This window comes from bacterium (genome assembly GCA_021372615.1).
Classification (GTDB): Bacteria; Armatimonadota; Zipacnadia; order Zipacnadales; family UBA11051; genus JAJFUB01.
The window spans coordinates 24,851-45,238 of record JAJFUB010000069.1 but is presented as its reverse complement, the minus strand read 5'-3'; the positions used below and the strand labels follow the sequence as shown (position 1 = coordinate 45,238).

Sequence of the window (20,388 nt, the reverse complement as noted above, 5' to 3'; positions counted from 1 at the left end):
GCCGCTGCGCCGGCTGTCCCGACCGAGGCGGCTCCCGCCGCCCCGCCGCAGCGGCTGGTGGCCGCACCCCGGCGCCTCGATACGCCTCTGGACACCGCGGTCAATGCCCTGGTCAACGCTGCGGTGAAGTCGGCCGTGACGGCGCTGACGAAGCGGTTGCAGGGGTAGGGGCAGGTCGCGGTCGGTGACCGCTCCCACAGACGTTGGTGGGAGCCGGGGTCGCGGTCGGTGACCGCTCGTACATTCGCATTTGCACAGATGGTAGTGTGTGGGAGGAAATGGTGGTGTGTGGGAGCGGTCACCGACCGCGACCTCCGTTCCGTTGCCCATCCACGGTGGATGCTTTTCTCTGGAGTGCCTGATGCGCGAAGTGATTGAGGAAGCCCTGGCCGCCGCAAGGCGGGCAGGGGCGATGTTTGCCGACCTGCGCTATAGCGAGGGCGCCGGCACGACCGTCCTGGTCCAGGATGGGCGGGCCGACAAGATTGGCGCCGGCCGGGCGCGCGGCGCGGGCGTGCGTGTGCTCGTGGACGGTGCGTGGGGCTTCGCGCCCACCAACAACCCCACGCGCGACGAGCTGCAGCGCTGCGCGGAGGATGCGGTGCGGATGGCGCGAGCCGCTGCCCCGGCCGTGACCGACCCGGGCATGGTGGCCGAAGTGGAGCCGGTGCAGGCCCGCGTGGTGGGGGAGATGGCGACCGACCCGCGCGGTGTGCCGCTGGGAGAGCGCGTCAAGCGCCTCCACGCCCTGGAGCGCGTGGCCGCCTCGCGCGACGGCATCGTCAACTCCGTCGTCCAGTATGCCGACGCCGTGGGTCGCAGCATCGTGGCCAACAGCTTCGGGACGTACCTGGAGAGCGAGGGGGCGCGCTGCCAGGTCGGAGTGCGCGTCACCGCCTCCGACGGGGCGGAGCGCCAGAGCACCGGCAAGGGCCGGGCCTCGCGCGGCGGCTTTGAGCTGATCGAGCGGCTCGACCCGGAGGCCTTCGCCGGCGCGACAGCCGACCGTGCCGTGGCGCTGCTCAGCGCCCAACAGGCGCCGGCCGGCAAGTTCAACGTCATCATTGACCCGCTGATCTGCGGCCTGCTGGTCCATGAGGCCTTCGGTCACAACTCCGAGGCCGACGCCGTCTGGACCGGCAACTCGATCCTGGCCGGCAAGCTGGGGCAGCCGGTCGCGGCCGACGGCGTCACGATCGTTGACGACCCGACGCTCCCGGGGCTGAACGGCTCGTTCGAGTACGACCACGAGGGCGTGCCCGCCCGGCGGCATGTCATCGTGGACAGAGGCGTGCTGGTCGGCTATCTGCACAGCCTCGAGACCGCCGCGCGGATGGGCATGGAGCCCAACGGCGCCGCGCGCGCCCAGGGCCACCAGGATGTGCCGATCGTGCGCATGAGCAACACGGCCATCGAGCCCGGCGACTGCGGCTTTGACGAGATGCTGGCCCAGGTGGGGGACGGGCTCTACCTGTCCGGCGGGGCGTGGGGCTATGTCTACACCGCCGCCGGGCAGTTCACCTGCAATGTCGAGCAGGCGTTCCGCATCGAGCGGGGCGAGCTGACGACGCGCTACCGCAATGTGTGCATCTCCGGCATGACGCTGGAGACGCTGGGGAACGTCATCGCCGTCGGGCGCGACGTGAAGTTCGAGCTGGGCGGCACGTGCGGCAAGGAAGGCCAGGCCGCGCCGGTGGACAGCGGCGGCCCACACGTGGCGATTGCCGGGGTCGTCGTCGGGGGACAGGGGGAGTTGTGAGTCAATAGTGAAGAGTGAAGAGGAGATCGTGAGTAGCCCGACCATCCTGGAACTTGCCCAACATGCCGTCGCCGCCGCCATGCAGGCAGGGGCGGACTTCGCCGACGCCTACTGCGGGGCGGTGCGTCACGCCGATGTCGCCGTGGACAACTCCAGTGTACTGGATTGCCATATCGTGCGCGACTACGGCATCGGCGTGCGCGCCTTCGTGAAGGGGGGCATGGGCCTGTGCACCGTGCAGAGCCTCGAGCCGGACGAAGTCGCCCGCTGCGGAGCGGACGCAGCGGCCATGGCCCGGGTCGCCCATCCGGATCCCGACTTCGTGGCCCTGCCCGAGCCCTCCACCGCGCCCCAGATTGATGGGCTATTCGATGAGCAGGTGGCCGGCCTGCCCGCTGAAGCGGTCGTGCAGTGGTGCAAGGAGGCCATTGCCGAGGCGTTGGAGGTCGAGCCGGAGGCGCGCATCAGCGGCGGGGCGGGCTTCTCGGTGGGCGAAGGCGCCATTGCCAGCTCCACCGGCATCGCTCTCACGCGCCCGGGCACGAATGTTGAACTCTCTGTCGAGGCCATCATCCAGCGCGGCGACGAGGTGGGGTTCTACTTCGACTATGACGTGGCACGTCGGATGAGCGAGTTCGCCCCTGCCGGGGTCGGCGCCAAGGCCTGCCGGGAGGCACTGCGGTTCCTGGGGGCGCGGCCGGTGGAGACGAAGCGCACTTCGCTGGTGCTGGGGCCGCTGGCCGTGGCTGAGATGCTCGGAGCGGTGATCGAGGCGGCCAATGCCGACCATGTGCAGCGGCAGCGCTCGTTCCTGATGGGCCGCGAGGGGACGCCGATCGCGGCCGACTGCCTGACGGTCCGCGAAGTGCCCTTCTGGCCCGCCGGGATCGCCTCCTCATCGCACGACGCCGAGGGGGTGGCGAAGCAGGAGATGCTGCTGCTGGACCGGGGCGTGCTCACGAGCTACCTGCACAACTCGTACACGGCGCACAAGGCGGGCGTGCCGAACAACGCGCACGCCGTCCGGGGCGGCTACGGCGGCAGCGTCGGTATCGGGCCGTCGAACCTGCAGGTGGCGCTCGGCAGCCGGCCCGAGGCCGAGTTGATCGCCGACCTCGACGACGGCCTGTACATCAACTTCGCCGGCCTGGCGCCCAATCCCGCCTCGGGCGAGGTCTCGGCGACCGTGGACTTCGGCTTCCGCATCATCAAGGGGGAGTTGGCCTATCCGGTGAAGATGGCGATGGTGGGGAGCGACGCCTTCACGATGCTGGGGGCCATTGATGCCGTCTCCAGCGACTACCGCGAAGAGCCGGGAACGATTGTGCCCAGCCTGCGGCTGCACGACATCCAGGTGGCCGGAGCGGAGTAGGGGAGAGGCAAGAGAGAAGACGGAAGAGAGAAGAGGGAAGACAGGCGAACGGGGACGTGAGCGCCGGAGGCGCGGCTCAGCCTAGGCGGGGGCGGCAGCCCCCGTCACACGGCCGTCCCTTCCTCCTCCCGCCCCTTGGTGTTGCCCCGGTGCACGTCTGCCCCTCCCCGCTGCTGCGCCTCAGTAGATCAGCGATAGACTCACGCCGCCGCCGGTTACGGTGGTGCCGTTGGCGGTGAAGCCGCTGCCGTTGATCACGATCGTCTCCGCGAGCAAGCTCCCATCACGCAGACACTGGTCCGAGCCGTTATACGTGATCTGGCCCGTCGGGGCATAGATCATCCCCTCGCTCTTCTCCCCCGAGCCGTTGGCGATGATGGAGCCCCCGGTGGAGAAGAAGAGCGTGTCGTCTGTGTACGGTGTGGCGAAGTCCAGGCAGGTGCCATTGGCGGTGATGCTGCCCTGGGCGACGAACGTGCAGTTGGTCAACTGGTGGCCGCTGCCGTTGATGGTGATGCTGCCATCCACCACGTAGATGGAGTCATGGGCGGTCATCTTCGACCCGTTGAACACCACGTTGCCGGTGATGTGGATGAAGCCAACCGGGGCCGTTTGCCCCGACCCGTTGAGCGTGATGCTGGACACGGTCTGGGTGCAGTAGGCCAGGAAGTGGTCGTACGTGAGGTCTACCGGATAATCCTCGATCTCGCCCTCTTCGTCGTGGGCGATGTAGTTGCCCGAACCGTTCACCGTCAGGCGGTTGCGCCACTCCACGGTGCCGTTGACCGTCTGGCTGGAGCCGTTGATGACCACCCGCGTGTTGGAGTGGATGTCCCCGTCCACGGTCATGCCCGAGCCGTTGATGGTGACGCCCGTCTGCGATGTGCCACTGGCATGGGCGAAGATGAAGGGCAGGACGAGGTCGCTGGTGGTCTGCCGCGCCACGGCCCGGCAGGTCAGGTTCTCGGTATCCAGGCCCATGACGCGCAGGAACAGGTACGGCGTGGGGGCGTGGCAGCGCACCTCCACCGCCTCAGCGTCGGCCTCCAGCACTCCGTAGCCCTCGATCGTGTCGCCGCTGTGGTAGAGCGTGACATCGGTCGCCGTGTCCACCGCGATCTGGTAGGTCTGGCTCTCATTGATGGCCGCGATCATGCGGGTGACCTGTGTGCGCGCCGCGTCGGCATCGGGCAGGTCGGCGGCGGCAGCCAGAGCGGCGGAGTCGGCAGCATCCTGCACGCGCTGTGACGTTGTCCACATCACTCCCATGTCTATGGTCATGCCCGCGAACAGCAGCAGGACCACCAGACAGAGGGCCACAATGATGATGATCGCGCCGCGCCGCCTCGAGTGTCGGCCCGGCCCATGGATAATGCCCCAGCGCGCGGGACAGGCGCCCCCCCGCAGCTGTGGTGTCCCTCCGAGTGACCGGAGGAGGGTGCGTCTCCCGTAGGTCACTTCACTTCGCCTCGGTCCCAGGCTGAATCGGCTGTTCATGCATTGCCAATAGTCGTACTTTTACTTCAAGGCGCGTTCTATTACAAGGCAAAATCGTGACAATGACGTGCATTCCGGCAACTGGCGGCACCCGCGCAAAGTCACATTGCGGGAGACGGGGCGGAAACGTTATACTGTATGCGCTTTCGTGCGGGGCGGCACGGCCAGGCCGAGCGTGCCTCGCAGCTTCCCAGATCAGGACAGGCCCATGGCACTCGAGCAGCAGCAGACCCCCGCCTCTCACATCATCCCCCCCGCCGGCACCGTGGCCGGGGTGACCGTGCGCGCTGTTGTGTTGGCGATCATCTTCACCCTCATTGCCAGCTACTGGATTGACATGGCGGAAGTCGTCACGTTCTTCTGCCAGATCACCGAGGCCGTACCGGCCGTGCCGGCTGTGGCCTTCCTCATCGCCCTGGTCGTCATCACCCCCCTGGTCCGGCGGCTGTCGAAGCGGTGGGCGCTCAAGCGTGTGGAGATCCTGAGCATCTACGTCTTCCTGACCGTGGCCACCAGCATGGCCGGGCCGGGCATCGCGCGCTTCTTCATCAACACGATCCCGGTCTTGTTCTACTTCGATACGCCCGAGAACGACTTCGCCTCCTACCAGCGGTACATGCCCGACTGGATGGTGCCGCACGACCGCGAGACCATCCGCCAGCTCTATGAGGGTGCGCCCGAGCCGGAGGGCGGCGCCAACTTCCTGACGCGGCAGTTCGGCCTGATCCCCTGGCACGCCTGGGCCAAGCCCATCGCCATGTGGGGGCTCCTGTTCGTAGCCCTGTGGATCCTGCTCATGTGCATGACCGTCGTCTTCCGGCGGCAGTGGTCGGAGAAAGAGAAGCTCATCTATCCCCTGCTGTACCTGCCGATGGAGGTCACCGACGACATCGATGGGTCGTCCCTGGTCGGAGCCTTCTTCCGCAACCGCATCATGTGGATCGGCTTCGGCATCGCCTTTCTTTGCAATGTCGGCAACATTGCCAACGCCTACAACCCGCAGATTCTGGCGCTGGGCAAGTACTACGACATCGGGCGGCTGTTCACCGAGCGCCCGCTGTCGGCGCTGCGCCCCATGCAGATTCACTATCGCCCCGAGATGATCGGCTTCGGCTACCTGATGAGCACCGAGGTCGCCATGAGCGTGTGGGTGTTCTACCTGGTGCTCAAGCTCGAAAGCCTGGTCACGGCCGTCATGGGCGTCCAGCTCGCCGGTTTCCCCTACGCCCAGGAGCAGTCCATGGGGGCGTATGTGGCGATGGCCTTCACACTCCTGTTTGTGGCCCGGCACCATCTGTGGGACGTAGTCCGCAAGGCCTTCAGCAGCGCCCCGGATGTGGACGACACCGGTGAGCCGATGAGCTACCGTACGGCGGTGATCGGGGGCCTGATCGCTCTGGCGGTCACTGTGGGGTGGATGCTGCTTGCGGGGATGTCCCTGTGGCTTACGGTGGTGTACCTGGGGCTCATCTTGATGACCGCCCTGGTCTACACCCGCATCCGCGCCGAGATCGGCGTGCCGCTGGTGTGGATGTTCCCGTACTACCAGCAGTACCGGGTCATCAAGTACTTCACGAACTCGCGCGTGCTGATGGATGGCGGGCAGTGGCGCAGCGCCACGATCTTCACCACGCTGGTCTTCCTGTCGCGCGGCTACTTCCCGTCGCTCATGGGCTACCAGGCGGAGGGCTTCCGGCTCTCGCACGAAGCGGGCATGAAGTCGCGGCCCATGGCCTGGAACCTCCTGCTCGCCCTGATCGTGGGGCTGTTCGTGGCGATCTGGCTGCACCTGCGGTCATACTACGCCTACGGCGCCGGCGGTGTCGGGGCGCTCGAGGGCTGGGGCGCGGGCATCTCGAAGGCCGAATACACCGCCCTGACCGGCTACGCCAAGGCCGCCACACCCGCGGATGTCCCGCGCATCATCGCCACCCTCGCTGGGTTCGTCGTGGCGGCAGGCCTCATGGGCGCGCGCATGGTGTTCCTGAAGTTCCCGCTGCACCCGCTGGCCTTCTGCATGACCACCTCGTATGGCGAGCTGATCTGGGGCACGTTCTTCCTGGTGTGGCTCATCAAGACGCTCGTGTTCCGCCTCGGCGGCATGAAGGCCTACCGCCAACTCATCCCGGGCTTCATCGGGCTGGCGCTGGGGCACTACTTCACGGCGGGCATCGTCTACAGCCTCATCGGCAGCTCCGGCAGCGCGCCGGACTGGGTGCGACGGTACGGGGTGTGGTTCGGCTAGAGCGAGGGGCGCACAGAGGCACGACACTGCCGTCCAGACCACGGACGTCGGGGAGCTTGCCCATGCACCTGAGAGACCTGCCCAATGCCCTGACAAGCCTGCGGATCGGTCTGGTGGGGGTGCTGTGGGTGCTGGCCCTGGTGCACTCGCCCGTGGCGTTCGTCATCGTGCTCGCCGTGGCCTGGCTCACCGACGCCATTGACGGCGCCATCGCCCGCACGTACCACCTGGAGAGCAAGCAGGGGGCGATGCTCGACAGCATCGCCGACAACGCGATCCAGATCTCCCAGCCGTTCTGGCTGTGGCTGCTGCGCCCCGGGATCTACACCCACTACTGGGGCCTGGTCGTCATTCTGCTGGTGCTGTTCATCACGGGGATGGTCCTGCAGTGGCTGCGCCACGCGCCGCTGCACACGTGGGCCAACAAGATCACCGCGTGGCTCGTGGCGCTCTTCCTGCTCGTGACGTACGCCTTCGGTCTGTGCGTGCCCTTCATGTGGGTGACGTTCCTGGGGCTGGCGTACGCGATGGGCGAGGGGATTCTCATCCTGTTGTTCAAGGACGAGGTCAGCGAGAACACGCGGTCGTGGTGGACGTAGAAGGGGACGCCCGACAGGAGTGTCGGGCGTACACCCGCTCCGACAGCTAACGGAGGACAGGTCGTGGGTGTCGCGGTGAGGTCGCGTAGCGACCTCCGTGCGACGGGCCCCACGACCGGCAGCGGGGCCCGTCGCACACGACGCGACACCCGCTGCCTGTTCGCACGCGAGTTCCCGCAAGTGAGTACTACAACGGGCGCAGGGGCAGGTCGCAGCTCCGTCCCTCGCGGCATGTTACCTCGACCACCGTCTGTCCCCCCGACTGCCCGACGACGCGGCAGTCCGGCCCCGGCGTGTCAAGGCCGAACGCCCCCGCCAGCGTCACGCGCACCGGCCGGGGTTGGCTGAGGCCATCCTGCAGGTTCAGGTCGGGGTCGGCCACGCTCAGGTGTGCTAGGCCGTCGGCACCCGCCGGCTCGAACATCGCCAGGAGGGGGCGGTCCACGGCGCGCAGCGGCAGCCCCGGCTTCAGCTCCCCCGCCGCAAACAGCACGAACCCCCACAGCCCCGTGGCGCGGTCGCGGACGATGTGAGCCTGCACGTCCTTCTGCAGGACCTCGTACGGCCGCTCAAGCGTCTGCATGGCCGCGGCGAACTGCGCCATGCGCTCGGGCGTGGCGCGCACCACGACGGCGTACTCGTACGTGCCCGCCGCCGGCGCGGCGCCATGGCCGATCCACGCCACCGCGAAGTCCCCCTCGTTGTCCTGCTTGTTCGCCTGATCGCGCGAGCGCTGGTGCTGCCGAACGACGTGAACCTGCTGGCCGGCGGGCAGGAAGTAGCCGGTGCCCTGCGGGTCAATCAGCCAGTTGGCCCGGTCCTCGGGCAGGGCTTGGTCGGCGGGGACGGCGGTCAGTGACTGCCCGTTGACCCATACGGGAGCGGCCGTGTCGGGCAGGTGCTTCTGGAACAGCGTGGTCTCCGTCTCGTGCGCCGCGTCGGCATTGACGATGTCCGAGCCCAGGCAGAGGATGCGGTCCTCGCAGAGGAAGTACGTCTTGCGGCCGCGGAAGGTGGGCTCGTGGCGTTGGCCGCCCTGCAGTTGCATGACGAACAGGCCCTGTCGCCCCCGGTGTGACAGGCCACCCACGAAGGCCTGGTCCGAGCCGATGCCCTCGGTCCCGCTGCTGACGGCCACGAGCTTGTCCAGCGGCAGGTGGATGGTCGTCGTGCCGTCGAGGCGGTTCCAGTCCCAGCCCTCCGGCGTGCAACCGCTCCCGGCGCGGCTGATCGGCTGGCCGCTGCCGAGGATGTCCAGATAGCCGTTGCTCAGGTAGCGCCCGAAGCGGTTGTCCGTCGCGTAGATCTCCCCAAAGGCCACGTACTTCCCATAGCCCTTGACCGTCGCCAGCCAGTCGCCGCGCCGATGGGCCATGAGCCCGGCATAGGGCATCGTCATGTTCCCCTGCGGCGGAGGTTCGGGCTTGAGGCCCTGGGCCTTGAAGGGCTCCGTATCTGCCTTCGCCGGGTCGAAGCGCAAGTAGGCCGCGGCCAACCCGGGGTCGAGCTTGCCCTCCGTCCCCGCCGCGCGGGCGAGGGTCAGCAGCGTGCCCGGGCCCAGGCTCTGGCTGAACGGGTGGCGCCCCGACAGCGACAGCGGCAGGTCACGCTCATTGCAGTAGAAGCGCATCGCGAGCACGACTTGCTTCAGGCGCGCCGTGGCCGCGGGAGAGAGGCGGAAGGGCGTGTCGTTCAGCGCCGCTACCGTGTTGACCAGCGTGTTGACGCAGTACGAGGCATACGCGAAGTAGTGCATCCCGTGGTGGAAGGCCGAGCCGTCGGGCTTGAAGCCATTGCCCTTCTCGTTGAGGATGTCGAGGTTCAGTCGGCGGGTGAAGGCGCGGAGCCAGCGGACCTGCTCGGCCGGGGTGGATTGCATGAGCGCCCCGCACAGCTTCGGCCGCAGGTCGTTGCCGAAGTAGTCCATGTTCGGCGCGATGGTCGCGTCACTGAAGATGTCGCTGGAGCCGTAGTTGTAGTCCAGGTAGGCGCCGGCCCAATCGAGCAGGCCCCGCTCGCGCAGCGGCTCCCGCATCAGGTAGTTGGCGTCGGCCAACTCGCGTCCCTCGTACCAACTCCACGAGAAGCCGCTGCCCGCGGTCATGCCCTGGTCGCGCAGGTGTTCGGCCAGCAGGGCATAGGCATCGCCTAGCCGCCGGCGCAGCGCGGGGTCAGTGGTCCCGTGGTACGCGCGGGCCAGGCGCAGCATGAACGTGGCGAGCTTGCCGCAGGGCACGACGCCCGGCACACCGGCGTAGAACTCCAGTTGGCGGCTGTGGACGACGGGCACGCCCCGTATGCCCTGTGCCTCCCGCACGATCTGCCACTGCGCCATCTCCTTCTCCAGCGCGGCCACGGTCGCTTCCGTGACCGTGCCGCCGCCTTTGACCATGGTGTCCACGTTCTTGCCGAGCGTGGCGATGCCGGCCAACTCCTCGGGCGTGACGGTGGCGGGCAGGGGGAACCTCGCGGGGTCCGGCGTGTCGGGCTGCCAGGGCTTGGCAGACGGCACGTATTGCTGCCGGTAGTCCAGCACGCCGTTGTAGACGACGAGGTCAATGAAGACGGTCCCGCGCGGGACGGTCGCCGGAGCGGTGAGCAGGAGGTTGTCGGTCTCGGGCGCTACACGGCCCTGGAAGTCGTTGCCGAAGCTGTACTTGAGGTGTGCGCGCCGCCAGCCAGCGAAGCTCAGCGGGAACTCGAACCAGCCCCCGACCTTCTCCCCGGTGCGGAACTGCACGCGCAGCTTGTCCGCCACCGGCTGCTCGCAGTACACCCACAGGCCGAAGGTGGCCTTCGAGTAGCTCCCGCCGTAGCCGCCAGTGCGGCCGATGTTGCCGAGGGTCTGGCCGACGCGGATCGTGTCCCCAGCCTGCCAGTCCCAGCGCAGGCAGTGCGTCCCGTGCTTGGCATGGCGGTCGCTGACCTGCAGCGTCCCGGACCGGGCGGGCGCCCAACTGGCCGGCACGCCGTCCTCGAAGGAGTCATACAGCGCCGGAGCCTGACCCCAGGCCAGGCCCATGGCCGTTGCGAGCACAGCCAGGATGGAAGCGACCCACGCGCGCTGCTGTCTGGCCATACCGTCACCTCACGCGACCCGTCTGGGTGTCGTGTCTCCGGAGTGCTCCTCCCGCACCCGTAACGCGGGCATCCAGCACCGCCTCGACCGTGCCGACGCCGACGTGCCCTCCCCGCATCCGTAGCGCGGGCGGCCTCGCCCGCGCGTGGAAGGATGGGCGGCCTCGCCCGCGCGTCGCGCCCGGCGGGCAGGCGAGGCCGCCTGCCCTACGGGGGGACGGTCCATCCCGTCTGGCGGCTGTCTTCAGATGATCTCCAGGCCGTCATTGTCCGGAAGCTGCGGGAACGGGGCCGTGGGCAGCGTCTGGTACCAGTAGGCCACCGACGAGATGTCATCCTGCAGGGGCAGGTAGCGACCCCCGTTGCGCCAGCCGAGCGCCTGGATCGTCACCCGCAGGTCCTGCTCGAAGCGGATCGGATCCATCACATGCCAGCGGTACATCGCGAAGCGCTGCTGGGACTGGTAGAGGCCGTCCGGCCGGGGCATCGGCGTCATGCCCAGGAACGGGGTCGTGTACGCGACGTACTGGCCGTTGACATCCCAGTCATAGGCGCCGCCGAAGTAGTCCTCGGTGCCGGTGCCGCAGATGGTGGGGAAGTCGGTGTCGCCGTCCATGTAGAACTTGATCTCCCCCTCGCCCCACCAGCCGCAGTTGTTCACGCCCCAGCCCATCGAGGTGCCCACATAGTGCCCCCAGCCGCGCACGCCGTCGAGGATCGTGTGGACGTCCATGTACGGCAGGGGGTTCGCGCGGCGGCACTGGGCGTGGAAGTAGGCGGCGTCCTCGGGCACGTCGGTCAGCGTGTAGTTGACCTGGTAGTAGTGGACCAGGGGGTCGGCGTCGCGGTTCTCGAGCGTGATCCGGCAGTGCTGCCGGAAGGGCATCTCCCAGAAGCAGTTGAAGGCGCGGTTGGGGTTCACCGCGACTGGGAGCGAGTTGATCTGAAAGAACGGCCCCCACGGCGAGGCGAAGAAGTCGCCGATGGGGCACTCGACCGAGGGCTGGGCCTGGCCATCCCAGTAGATGCGCAGGATGTAGCGCCGGCTGCCGGGGCCCTTGAGCGAGACCTGCCCGGACAGCCACATGGACTGAATGGCGCCGGGGCCGTCGAGGTCGGCCAGCGTGTAGGTGTCACCGGGCGCGATGCGCACGCTGGGCGAGACCTTCCAGCCCTGCCCCAGGTCGCGCGCACAGCCCGCGCCGGTGCCCTCCGTGGCCATCCCGCCCCGACCCTTCTCGCCGGCGGGGTTCTCGGCCGACAGCGAGCGCGTCTGCGCCCGCGACAGCCGCGACAGGTTCCCCAGGTTCATGCCAAGTCCGCTGAAGCTGCTCACGATGGATGCCCTCCCGTGTTGGTCGTGCGGTCCTCTTCTCTCCGCGCCCGGCCATCCCTCCGTGCCGCAGCCAGACGGCCCGCCTCGGGGGAGGCGGGCCGTTCGTGGGTCTGGGATGCCCCATGGCCCGGCCTACTGCACCGTCATGTCGGTGACGGGTGTCCCGTCCGGCCAGGCGCCCATGTAGCGCTGTGCGTCGGTGTCGCCGAGGGCATACTCCCGGTTCGTCCCCCGGAAGGCGGCGTCCAGCAGGGCGTCGCCGATCTTCCACAGCGCATAGTAGTCCAGCGCGTCCACGTTGGCGCCGTCCACGGAGGCCAACGGGAAGAGGTGGTTGGCCGTCAGGGCCGGAGTGCCGTGGCTGTCGGAGTGCACGGTCAGGAGGTTCTTGTTGGCCGCCGGGACCGTGGTGCTTTCTTGGTATATCTGCCGGGCCAGCGTGTCGCCGACGAGGAGGTCATCTTCGCCCAGCAGGGAGATCAGGAGTGTCGCGGCGGCGATCTGCGAGAAGTCGGAGATGGTCACATCATTGGCGACCGTCACGCCGGTGGCCGAACTGACCGTCCCGGGCTCGACGGAGAAGCAGGCCAGCGGTTGGGGGATCGAGAGCGTGGCCCAGGCGGCCGCCATGTCCGCCGCGAGCACGCCCCCGATGGAGTGGCCGAACACGGCGACCTGCGTGCGGTCGGGCGTGACGGGGCCGCTGGTCTCCAGCCGCGTGAGCGCCGCGCGGACGGCTGTGGCGGCGTTGGGCAGGAACGATGAGCCGTTCAGGTCGCCGACATACGACTGCCAGCGGGGGAAGATGACGATGTTGCCCTTGCGGACGAGATGGATGATCCACGCCTCGTAGTACGAGGGCGTCAGGGCGCTCCAGCCGTGGTTGAAGATGACGACCGGCGCCGTCGCGGGGACGGGGCCGGTGGGTGTGTAGAGCCAGTAGTCGGTCGCGGTGCTGCCGGACTGGTACACAGCAACGCCTGTGTGGTCATAGACGGCGCTGCCGGGGCCGGTGGCGGGCTGCGTCCAGCCGTCGCCGTCGTCGTCGTCGTCATCTCCCCCCGTACTCCCGCCCCCGCCGCCGCAGCCGCCGAGCATCAGCCCGACAGCGATCGCCAGCAGCGCCATGCCAAGAGCCGTGGTTCCGCGCATCGTGTCCTCCCATGCGGCACTGATCGCGTCTGTCATGCGACTCAGGCACGGCGCCAGAGGTTCCCTACCCCAACGCAGCGGCCCGCCTCATGGGAGGCGGGCCGTCAGGTCGTCCAGCGCGCGCGGCCTAGTGGCGCAGGAGTCCGGCCACAGATATGTCCTCGTCCACGTCTTCCCAGTGAATGCCGACGCCGCGCCCGATGAGCCGCCAGTTGCTGCGCTGCTCGTCGGTGGCGTCGCGCAGACGCGGGTACCACTCAGTCGGTGCGGCCACGACGCGGCCATCAGCGAGCAGGACATGGAGCATGTCATCCGCAAACCAGACTCGCACGGCCACTGCGGGTGTGGCCTCAACTGCCGAAGTACTCATTCCACTTGTCCTCGATCAGCTGGCGGTGCTGCTCAACCAGCTTCCGCAATTGCCCAAGTTCATGGGCAGTATACCCGACTGATGCCGCGAGAGCAACGGGACGGAGCCGTCGTTGTGGGCTACACCTACTGGGCCGACGCCGGGTTGGCGCACCCGCGACAGGGGCTCCCCTAGGTAGGCGAACACGTGGTACTACGCATGGCGATCACGTAGGCATGCGTATTTCCCCTGCGGAGGGCTGGTGGTACTGTGGTGTCGCTTACGACAGGCAATCCCCTGTCGGTCATACCACCGACGGCCAGGGGCGCTGGCCGACGCCCGATCGCCGGCCCTGAACGCGTACGTCGGGAAGTAAGGATGGGTGCCGCCATGAAGAGGATAGGAAGCGCAGTCCTTTTCGTCTGCTGTCTCTTGTGTCTGGCCTGTACGCGTTGTCCCGTATCTGCCGATGGTGCCAAGGGGCAGGTTGCAGCCGGCATGTATCAGAGTTCCGAGAAGACCGCGGCCGTCGTGCCTGGAGATGGCTATATCAGCATCCGTCTCGCCTACGCCCAGTTCACCGGATCAGGTAGCAACTGGCTGAGGCAGCTTGTCGGTGACTCTGGTGACAAGGAGATCGCGGTCAACGTTACATATGACTACTTGGGAAGGAAAGGGGGCGGCCCTGTTGCGTGGGGTCTGGTGACGGGGCGCGACCGCGCGATGCAGCTCGTAGGGGAAGGTATATCGTGTCTACCGTGGGCACCCGTGCAGACGAACCTGGGTCCCCCCCCCGAGCTGCTGCTTGCCGTAGACATCATTGTGGATGACGTGCGACAGGGCGGCATCGTGGACATACTGGGGAGTCTGGCGGGAATCGTCCCCGCGGCCCAAGGCGTCTTTGGCAACGTCACGTCTGGTCGTCTTCAGACGTTTCAGACGACTGCCAATACCCTGTCTTCCACGCTATGGCCAGCCAAGAGACGCAACCTAGCGCAACGCAAGTCCCTGGTACCGAAGGAGGACGGGAAGGGGGCGTATCTGTATCCCCACTACATCGTCATCTACGACCAGAATAACGTCACCAAGTACCCCGCCACCGACGCGAACGGCAAGACATACACCTATGCGGCCAGTTGGAGCAACCTGGAGAACTTTGCTCGGTTCCCCAGCGCGAACGATCCCAACTCATACTTGTGCTGGAACTACGGCCCGACCGCCGCTGGTGACGCGGCCGCCCGGCCAGATCCCACAGGGGGGCAGGGCGACAAGATGGAGCAGGGGAGCTACATCCTACTGGCTATCGAGACCCACCCGGCCTTCCTGAAGGATGCCGCGGCCGTCCGTCACGACAGCGCATTTGCCGGTGCGGTTGGTCTCTCGCTCGTCCAGCCCACTGCGGAGGCACTTCGAGATGTAGCCTCCGATGCCGCGAAGGTCAAGTCCATACGGAGCTCCCACTGCACGCGGGCTGCGGAGTGGGTGAAGCAGAACTACGGCGAGATCCTGAACGTCGCTGACAGGGAGAAGATGGTCACAGCGTCCTGGACCATGGCGTGCGAAGCTGCCGGGGTGGCTGATCCCACAGCTCCCGCCAAACCCAAATAGACGGGGGCATGACGGCCCCAGCAGCGCGAGGAACACGCCAGATGTCGTGCTCCTCGCGCTACCTCTGTCGGGGCCCCTACACGCCTCTACCCCAACTCCCCCACATTCTCCCGTACCTTCCGGATCGCCGCCAGCATCAGGTCCATGTCGTCCTTGCCGCCCAGGAACATGGAATGGCCCATGCTAATGCCCTCTTCGGCCAGGATGCGCTCGGCGACCGGCGTGGCGAGCTGCTCATAGTCCGGGGCGTCCACACCCGACGGCCAGCAGACCGGGCCGAAGTGGCGGTTCGTGAACAGCGGGTTCTTCTGGATCGGGTGCAGGTGGCCTGAGCCGGTGCCCAGGCCCTCGGCCGCCAGGGCCTCCTGGAAGCGCGCCTTGGTGATCCCACCGAACTGCGCCGACTGGAACTTGAAGTGGTAGAAGTAGAAGCCCCAGCGCGTAACCTCCGGGCGGCGCTCCATCGGGGCGACGCCGTCAATCTCGCGTAGCCCGGCCTCGAAGTACTTCGCGTTGCTCTCGCGCCGGAAGGTCTGCTCCAGCAGACGCTGGGCCTGGGTGTAGGCGATGGCGCCCTGCCACTCGGTCATGCGCAGGTTGCTGGCCACGAGGTGGTGCTCGTAGAACGGGCGGCCGGGGAAGCGGCCGATGTGGTGGTACGCGAAGGCCTTGCCCGCCAGGTCGGCGTCGTTGGTGGTGACGATCCCGCCCTCGCCGCTCGTGAGCGTCTTGCCCATCTGCAGCGAGAAGCTGCCCATGTTGCCCAGCGAGCCGCAGCCCTTGCCCTTCCACTGTGAGCCGTGGGCGTGGGCACAGTCCTCGATCACGAACAGGCCGTGCTGGGCCGCGATGGCGTTGATGCGGTCCATGTCCGCCGGGTAGCCGCCGTAGTGGACCGGGATGATCCCGACGGTGCGCGGGGTGATGGCTGCCTCGATGGCCGCGGGGTCAATCTGGTAGTAGTCCGGCTCGATGTCCACGATGATGGGGATGGCGTTGACGAGAATGACCGCGGTGGCGGTGGCGACGAACGTGCTGGCCGGACAGATGACCTCATCGCCAGGCTTGATGCCGATGGCCTTGAGGGCCAGTTCGATGGCCTGGGTGCCATTGGTGCAGGACACGCCATAGTCGCAGTCCTGGAACCGAGCGAAGAAGTTCTCGAACTTGCCGACCCAGGAGTCCTCGGGCTGCTTGTAGCCGCCGCGCCACCAGATACGCGACTCCAGCACGGCATTGAGCGCCTCGCGCTCGGCCGTGCCGAACTCGGGCCAGGGCCGGCCGAGCGGCCGATCTATCGTCTTGGGTCCGCCATTGATTGCCAGGTTTGCCATGGGTTGCTCCTCCGGGGCTTCGTGGCGGCCGGGTGCCGCCCGCTTGGGCAAAGGTTCGCAGTCTCCGCCGAGGGACCTCCCGCGGGGCGAGACAAACAGGGCACTCCCGAAGGAGTGCCCTGAGGGTGAGACCGCACGAACGTCTACCAGACGTTCGAGATGTTCTCCAGCGGGGGGTGGTACTGTGGATAGCCGGCGTCCGGCGCGGTCCATCCGGGGATTGGGCCCCAGCCAAACCGTGCCCACTTGGCGTGGCCGTCCATGAGCGCCATGTTGGCGCCCCCGTTGTGTGGCGCGGCGCAGCAGTAGTACTGCCACGACAGCACGTAGCAGTCACCGCCGCCGCCGCCGGACTCGGTGATCATCAGGCTCTCGGACGGGCGCTGTAGCTGACCGAGCTTGATGGCGTTGTTGCTGAAGTAGCTTACCATGGTGCCCGAGGAGTTCAGCGCGGCGTCCGGCACGCCGTAGTTGAGGCCGCAGTTGTCGAAGGTGTTGCTAGGGCACTTGTAGATCTGCGTGTTCTTGACGTACGGCAGGATGCAGGTACCCCAACCGTGCCAGTGCACATTGAGCGTGGTGTGGTAGTTGAACGTGCCCAGCGACGCGTCGTAGAAGCCGACGCCGCTGCGGCGGGGGAACGTCTCGTCGTAGTCCTGGGCATACTGCAGCATCCCGAGCGCGAGTTGCTTCAGGTTGCTCAGACACGACGTCTGCCTTGCCTTCTCACGGGCTTTGGCGAAAACGGGGAAGAGGATCGCCGCCAGGATGGCGATGATCGCAATGACGACCAGCAGTTCAATGAGCGTGAAGCCACGACGTGTAGGCATTACGACCTCCTTGAGATGATGGTAAGGCCAGCATGGCTGATGACACTTCGCTGGCGTGCTGCGACATCCCTCCGCCGAGCACGAGCCCCGTCCGAGGCGTCCGGTGCCCGCTCGTGCGACGCGACTCGCGCCCTGCGGCGCGTTCTCACAGCGGACAGGGCACTCCCGGGGGAGTGCCCTGTCCGCCGCGTTGGCTTGTCGCCACGGTCACGGCTCGAAACAGATGTCAGCGGGGTCCGAGGGGGTGACGTAGTTCGTGCCCGCCGGGAACTGGTTGTAGGGGTATACGCCGTACCCGGCGTTCGGCGGCAGCCCCGTGATCACGCCCTGGGTGGTCTTGCACCACTTGGCATGTCCGTCGGCAAACACCACATTGGCGCCCCCATTGTGTCGGTCACTGCACATGTAGTAGCCCCCGGACATGACGTACGGCCCGCCGCCGCTGCCCTTGTCCGTCAGGAACATCAGCCCTGCCGGGTTCTGGATCGAGCCCATGGACTTGCCGCCCCCGCCGAAGACGTTGTGGTTCCAGCCGTAGTCATTGCCGTAGGAGATGGGGCTGCTAGTGCTCGGGCAGCGCCAGATCTGCATGTTCTTGATGTAGGGAACCATCGGGGCGTCCCACCAGTGGTAGTTCAGGCCGTCGGCCGAGTCGTACCCGAGGGGGTTGATGGCCGGGTCGGCCCACTTACCGAGGTAGTAGAGGGGGTACTTCTCGTCGTAGTCCTGGACGTAGGCCATGGCGGCGATGCCCAGCTGCTTACAGTTGTTCAGACACGACGTCTGCCGGGCTTTCTCGCGGGCCTTGGCGAAAACCGGGAACAGGATCGCCGCCAGAATGGCGATGATCGCGATCACAACTAACAGCTCGATGAGCGTAAAGCCGCGTTGCGTGCGCATGGTGTCATCCCTCATGTATTGGTCTGTTGTCACCACTGAGAATAGATTCACCGGCAGGTCTGTCGCCTCCTGCTCGCGAAGGCTACCTTCCCAAAGATGTGCTCCCGCGAGGCTGGAGGTGCCGACCATGTGCCACCGCCTGCTGACGTTCGGTGTGTTGCTGGTATCCTGCCTGCCCCTCGCCCGGGCGCAAACGGAGGCCCAGGCCATGCCCTACCATTGGGAGTTGGTCACAATGACAGCCCCCTTCGCCCCGCGCGACGGGGCCGGGGCCCTGACGCTGGACGGCAAGATGTGGCTGCTCGGGGGCTGGAACCCGGGGGACAAGGTCAACTTCCCACGGATCTGCAACAGTGAAGTGTGGTCCTCGCCCGATGGCCTGCATTGGACCGAAGTGAATGAGCAGGCCCCATGGGAGGGACGGCACACCGCCGGGTGGGTCGTGCACCAGGGGAAGCTGTGGGTCGTGGGCGGGGACTGCAACCAGCACCACTACCAGAACGACGTCTGGAACAGCAGCGACGGCGTAACCTGGACGAGGGTGTGCGACAACGTGCCCTGGGGCAGCCGGGCGCTGCAGTTCGCGTACTCGTTTCGCGGGAAGATCTGGGTGATGGGCGGGCAGACCATGCCGGCCTTCGCCCCGGGCCCGCCCGAGACGTTCTACAACGACGTGTGGTGCTCGGAGGACGGCGCCAACTGGACGCTGGTGCTGGAGCACGCTCCGTGGAGCCCGCGCGGCATGAGCTCGGGCCAGGTCATCTTCGAAGACCGCATGTGGATCCTGGGCGGCGGGACCTACGACACGCCGACGACACCGACGCGACAGTTCTACAACGATGTCTGGAGCACACCCGACGGCGTCACCTGGACCTGCCACACCGAGCACGCCCCCTTCCCGCCGCGCCAGTACCACGAGGTCGCGGCGTGGGATGGCAAGATGTGGGTGATGGAGGGCTACCACAAGGACGGCGGCAACCGCAAGGACGTGTGGTACTCCGGCGACGGGGTGACCTGGACGGAGTTGCCGAACACCCCCTGGAAACCCCGCCACGCCGCCAGCCTGTTCGCATTCGACGACGCGCTGTGGATGGTGGTGGGGAACAACATGCAGCCGGATGTGTGGAAGCTGGTGCGGGGGGAGTAACGGCAAGTGGCGAGTGGCAAGTGGCAAGTGAACGGCGGGGCCGTGGCCGTTGTCGTTTCCCCCCTCCCTTCAGGGAGGGGGTACGGGGTGGGACGCCGTTGACCCTCACCCCGCCCTTCGGGCACCCCTCTCCCAGAGGGAGAGGGGGCGGCAGCCGCAGCCGTGTGCCTCCTCCGCTGCTTGATACCCGCCCCTCTCTCAGCCTATAGAGCTTGCGCCAGATGCGAAGGAGGCGCAACAGGATGGTTGAGATCGAGTTGACCGTGACGGAAGAGCAGGCCGAGGAGCTGCGCCAGTCTGCGTGGGGAAGGGGGCTGTCGGTGGCGGCGTATGTCGTCGCCATACATAGGGCCGTGCTTGAGGCGGGGGCCATGGCGCGGCAGGGACGGCAGACCATGCTCGGGACTGTGTTGGGGCACACCGACTTCACGGCCCGGGACGTAGCAGTGAACCACGACGAGTACTGGGCCATGGCGATCCTGGAGGACATGACCGGATCACAGCCAGTGTCATTGAGCGATGACCAGGAGAATGATGGGCAACCGACGGAGTGACAATACCGATGGTCGCATCATCGCCGCCGACTGCATCCCCACGATGCACTCCCTCCCGGCCGGCTGTGCGGACATGATCTTCGCCGATCCGCCCTACAACCTCCAGCTCGAGAACGACCTGTACCGCCCGAACATGACCAAGGTGGATGCGGTGGATGACCACTGGGACCAGTTCGGCGGATTCGCGGAGTATGACGCCTTCACCGAGGCGTGGCTGACCGCGTGCCGGCGTGTGCTATCCGACACCGGGACGATCTGGGTCATCGGCTCGTACCACAACATCTACCGCGTCGGGCGGATCATGATGGACCTGGGGTACTGGCTGCTCAATGACATCGTGTGGGTCAAGACCAACCCCATGCCCAACTTCCGCGGCGTGCGCTTCACCAATGCCCATGAGACGCTGCTGTGGGCCAAGAAGAGCAAAGACCAGAAGCGCTACACCTTCAACCACCACACCATGAAGCGCTACAACGACGGCAAGCAGATGCGCAGCGACTGGATGCTGCCGCTGTGCACCGGGCACCCTCGCGCAGGTGTGCAGGTGTCTGTGTGTGGCCTGGGGAATATGGCCTCGACGTAGAACAACCCTCACCTACCGGAGCATCCACACGTGCGAGCCGACCCC

The 20,388-nt window shown here is 67.0% G+C and carries 15 protein-coding genes and 1 pseudogene; 8 read left to right on the top strand and 8 right to left on the bottom strand.

Annotated features, from left to right (window positions below):
* Positions 1-361: 361 nt before the first annotated feature.
* The gene (locus tag LLH23_10335) at positions 362-1,759 is read left to right on the top strand and encodes a TldD/PmbA family protein (GenBank protein MCE5238875.1); all 1,398 of its coding nucleotides are present in this window, start codon (positions 362-364) and stop codon (positions 1,757-1,759) included.
* Between the two features lie 7 nt (positions 1,760-1,766).
* Positions 1,767-3,131: a TldD/PmbA family protein gene (locus tag LLH23_10330; GenBank protein MCE5238874.1), complete on the top strand. Its 1,365-nt coding sequence runs from the start codon at positions 1,767-1,769 to the stop codon at positions 3,129-3,131.
* A 180-nt stretch (positions 3,132-3,311) separates the two neighbouring features.
* Here LLH23_10330 and LLH23_10325 read toward each other — a convergent pair whose 3' ends face one another.
* On the bottom strand, positions 3,312-4,628 hold the full coding sequence (locus tag LLH23_10325; GenBank protein MCE5238873.1) for a pilus assembly protein TadG-related protein: 1,317 nt from the start codon (positions 4,626-4,628) through the stop codon (positions 3,312-3,314).
* Between the two features lie 208 nt (positions 4,629-4,836).
* Here LLH23_10325 and LLH23_10320 point away from each other — a divergent pair, with 208 nt between their 5' ends.
* Positions 4,837-6,873: a hypothetical protein gene (locus LLH23_10320; GenBank protein ID MCE5238872.1), complete on the top strand. Its 2,037-nt coding sequence runs from the start codon at positions 4,837-4,839 to the stop codon at positions 6,871-6,873.
* A gap of 62 nt (positions 6,874-6,935) precedes the next feature.
* A complete protein-coding gene (locus LLH23_10315) occupies positions 6,936-7,472 on the top strand; it encodes a CDP-alcohol phosphatidyltransferase family protein (GenBank protein MCE5238871.1) in 537 nt (178 codons plus the stop codon).
* A gap of 187 nt (positions 7,473-7,659) precedes the next feature.
* Here the strand turns inward: LLH23_10315 and LLH23_10310 are convergent, their stop codons facing one another.
* The 4 genes from LLH23_10310 to LLH23_10295 all read right to left on the bottom strand — a co-directional run bounded on the left by LLH23_10310 (position 7,660) and on the right by LLH23_10295 (position 13,408).
* Positions 7,660-10,551: a hypothetical protein gene (locus LLH23_10310; protein ID MCE5238870.1), complete on the bottom strand. Its 2,892-nt coding sequence runs from the start codon at positions 10,549-10,551 to the stop codon at positions 7,660-7,662.
* Between the two features lie 243 nt (positions 10,552-10,794).
* Positions 10,795-11,886: a DUF2961 domain-containing protein gene (locus LLH23_10305; GenBank protein ID MCE5238869.1), complete on the bottom strand. Its 1,092-nt coding sequence runs from the start codon at positions 11,884-11,886 to the stop codon at positions 10,795-10,797.
* A 132-nt stretch (positions 11,887-12,018) separates the two neighbouring features.
* Positions 12,019-13,038, bottom strand: a complete 1,020-nt coding sequence (locus LLH23_10300; GenBank protein MCE5238868.1) for an alpha/beta fold hydrolase — start codon at positions 13,036-13,038, stop codon at positions 12,019-12,021.
* A 127-nt stretch (positions 13,039-13,165) separates the two neighbouring features.
* Positions 13,166-13,408, bottom strand: a complete 243-nt coding sequence (locus LLH23_10295; GenBank protein ID MCE5238867.1) for a DUF2442 domain-containing protein — start codon at positions 13,406-13,408, stop codon at positions 13,166-13,168.
* Positions 13,409-13,777: 369 nt separating this feature from the next.
* On the opposite strand from LLH23_10295, the gene LLH23_10290 reads away from it, so the two are divergent.
* Positions 13,778-14,995: a hypothetical protein gene (locus LLH23_10290; protein ID MCE5238866.1), complete on the top strand. Its 1,218-nt coding sequence runs from the start codon at positions 13,778-13,780 to the stop codon at positions 14,993-14,995.
* A gap of 86 nt (positions 14,996-15,081) precedes the next feature.
* On the opposite strand, the gene LLH23_10285 is transcribed toward LLH23_10290, so the two are convergent.
* From LLH23_10285 to LLH23_10275, 3 genes are all read right to left on the bottom strand, one after another.
* Positions 15,082-16,329 (bottom strand): DegT/DnrJ/EryC1/StrS family aminotransferase, encoded by a 1,248-nt coding sequence (locus LLH23_10285; GenBank protein MCE5238865.1) that lies wholly within the window; start codon positions 16,327-16,329, stop codon positions 15,082-15,084.
* A gap of 143 nt (positions 16,330-16,472) precedes the next feature.
* Complete coding sequence (locus tag LLH23_10280) at positions 16,473-17,159, bottom strand: DUF1559 domain-containing protein (protein ID MCE5238864.1); 687 nt, start codon at positions 17,157-17,159, stop codon at positions 16,473-16,475.
* Positions 17,160-17,366: 207 nt separating this feature from the next.
* Positions 17,367-18,059 (bottom strand): DUF1559 domain-containing protein, encoded by a 693-nt coding sequence (locus tag LLH23_10275; GenBank protein MCE5238863.1) that lies wholly within the window; start codon positions 18,057-18,059, stop codon positions 17,367-17,369.
* Between the two features lie 127 nt (positions 18,060-18,186).
* Here LLH23_10275 and LLH23_10270 point away from each other — a divergent pair, with 127 nt between their 5' ends.
* From LLH23_10270 to LLH23_10260, 3 genes and pseudogenes are all read left to right on the top strand, one after another.
* On the top strand, positions 18,187-19,206 hold the full coding sequence (locus tag LLH23_10270) for a glycoside hydrolase (protein ID MCE5238862.1): 1,020 nt from the start codon (positions 18,187-18,189) through the stop codon (positions 19,204-19,206).
* A gap of 242 nt (positions 19,207-19,448) precedes the next feature.
* Positions 19,449-19,760, top strand: coding sequence for a hypothetical protein (locus tag LLH23_10265; protein ID MCE5238861.1), 312 nt, complete (start codon positions 19,449-19,451; stop codon positions 19,758-19,760).
* Positions 19,741-20,283 (top strand): annotated as a pseudogene (locus LLH23_10260) (site-specific DNA-methyltransferase). Before LLH23_10265 ends, LLH23_10260 begins: the two are co-directional and overlap by 20 nt.
* The last annotated feature ends 105 nt before the right edge of the window (positions 20,284-20,388 follow it).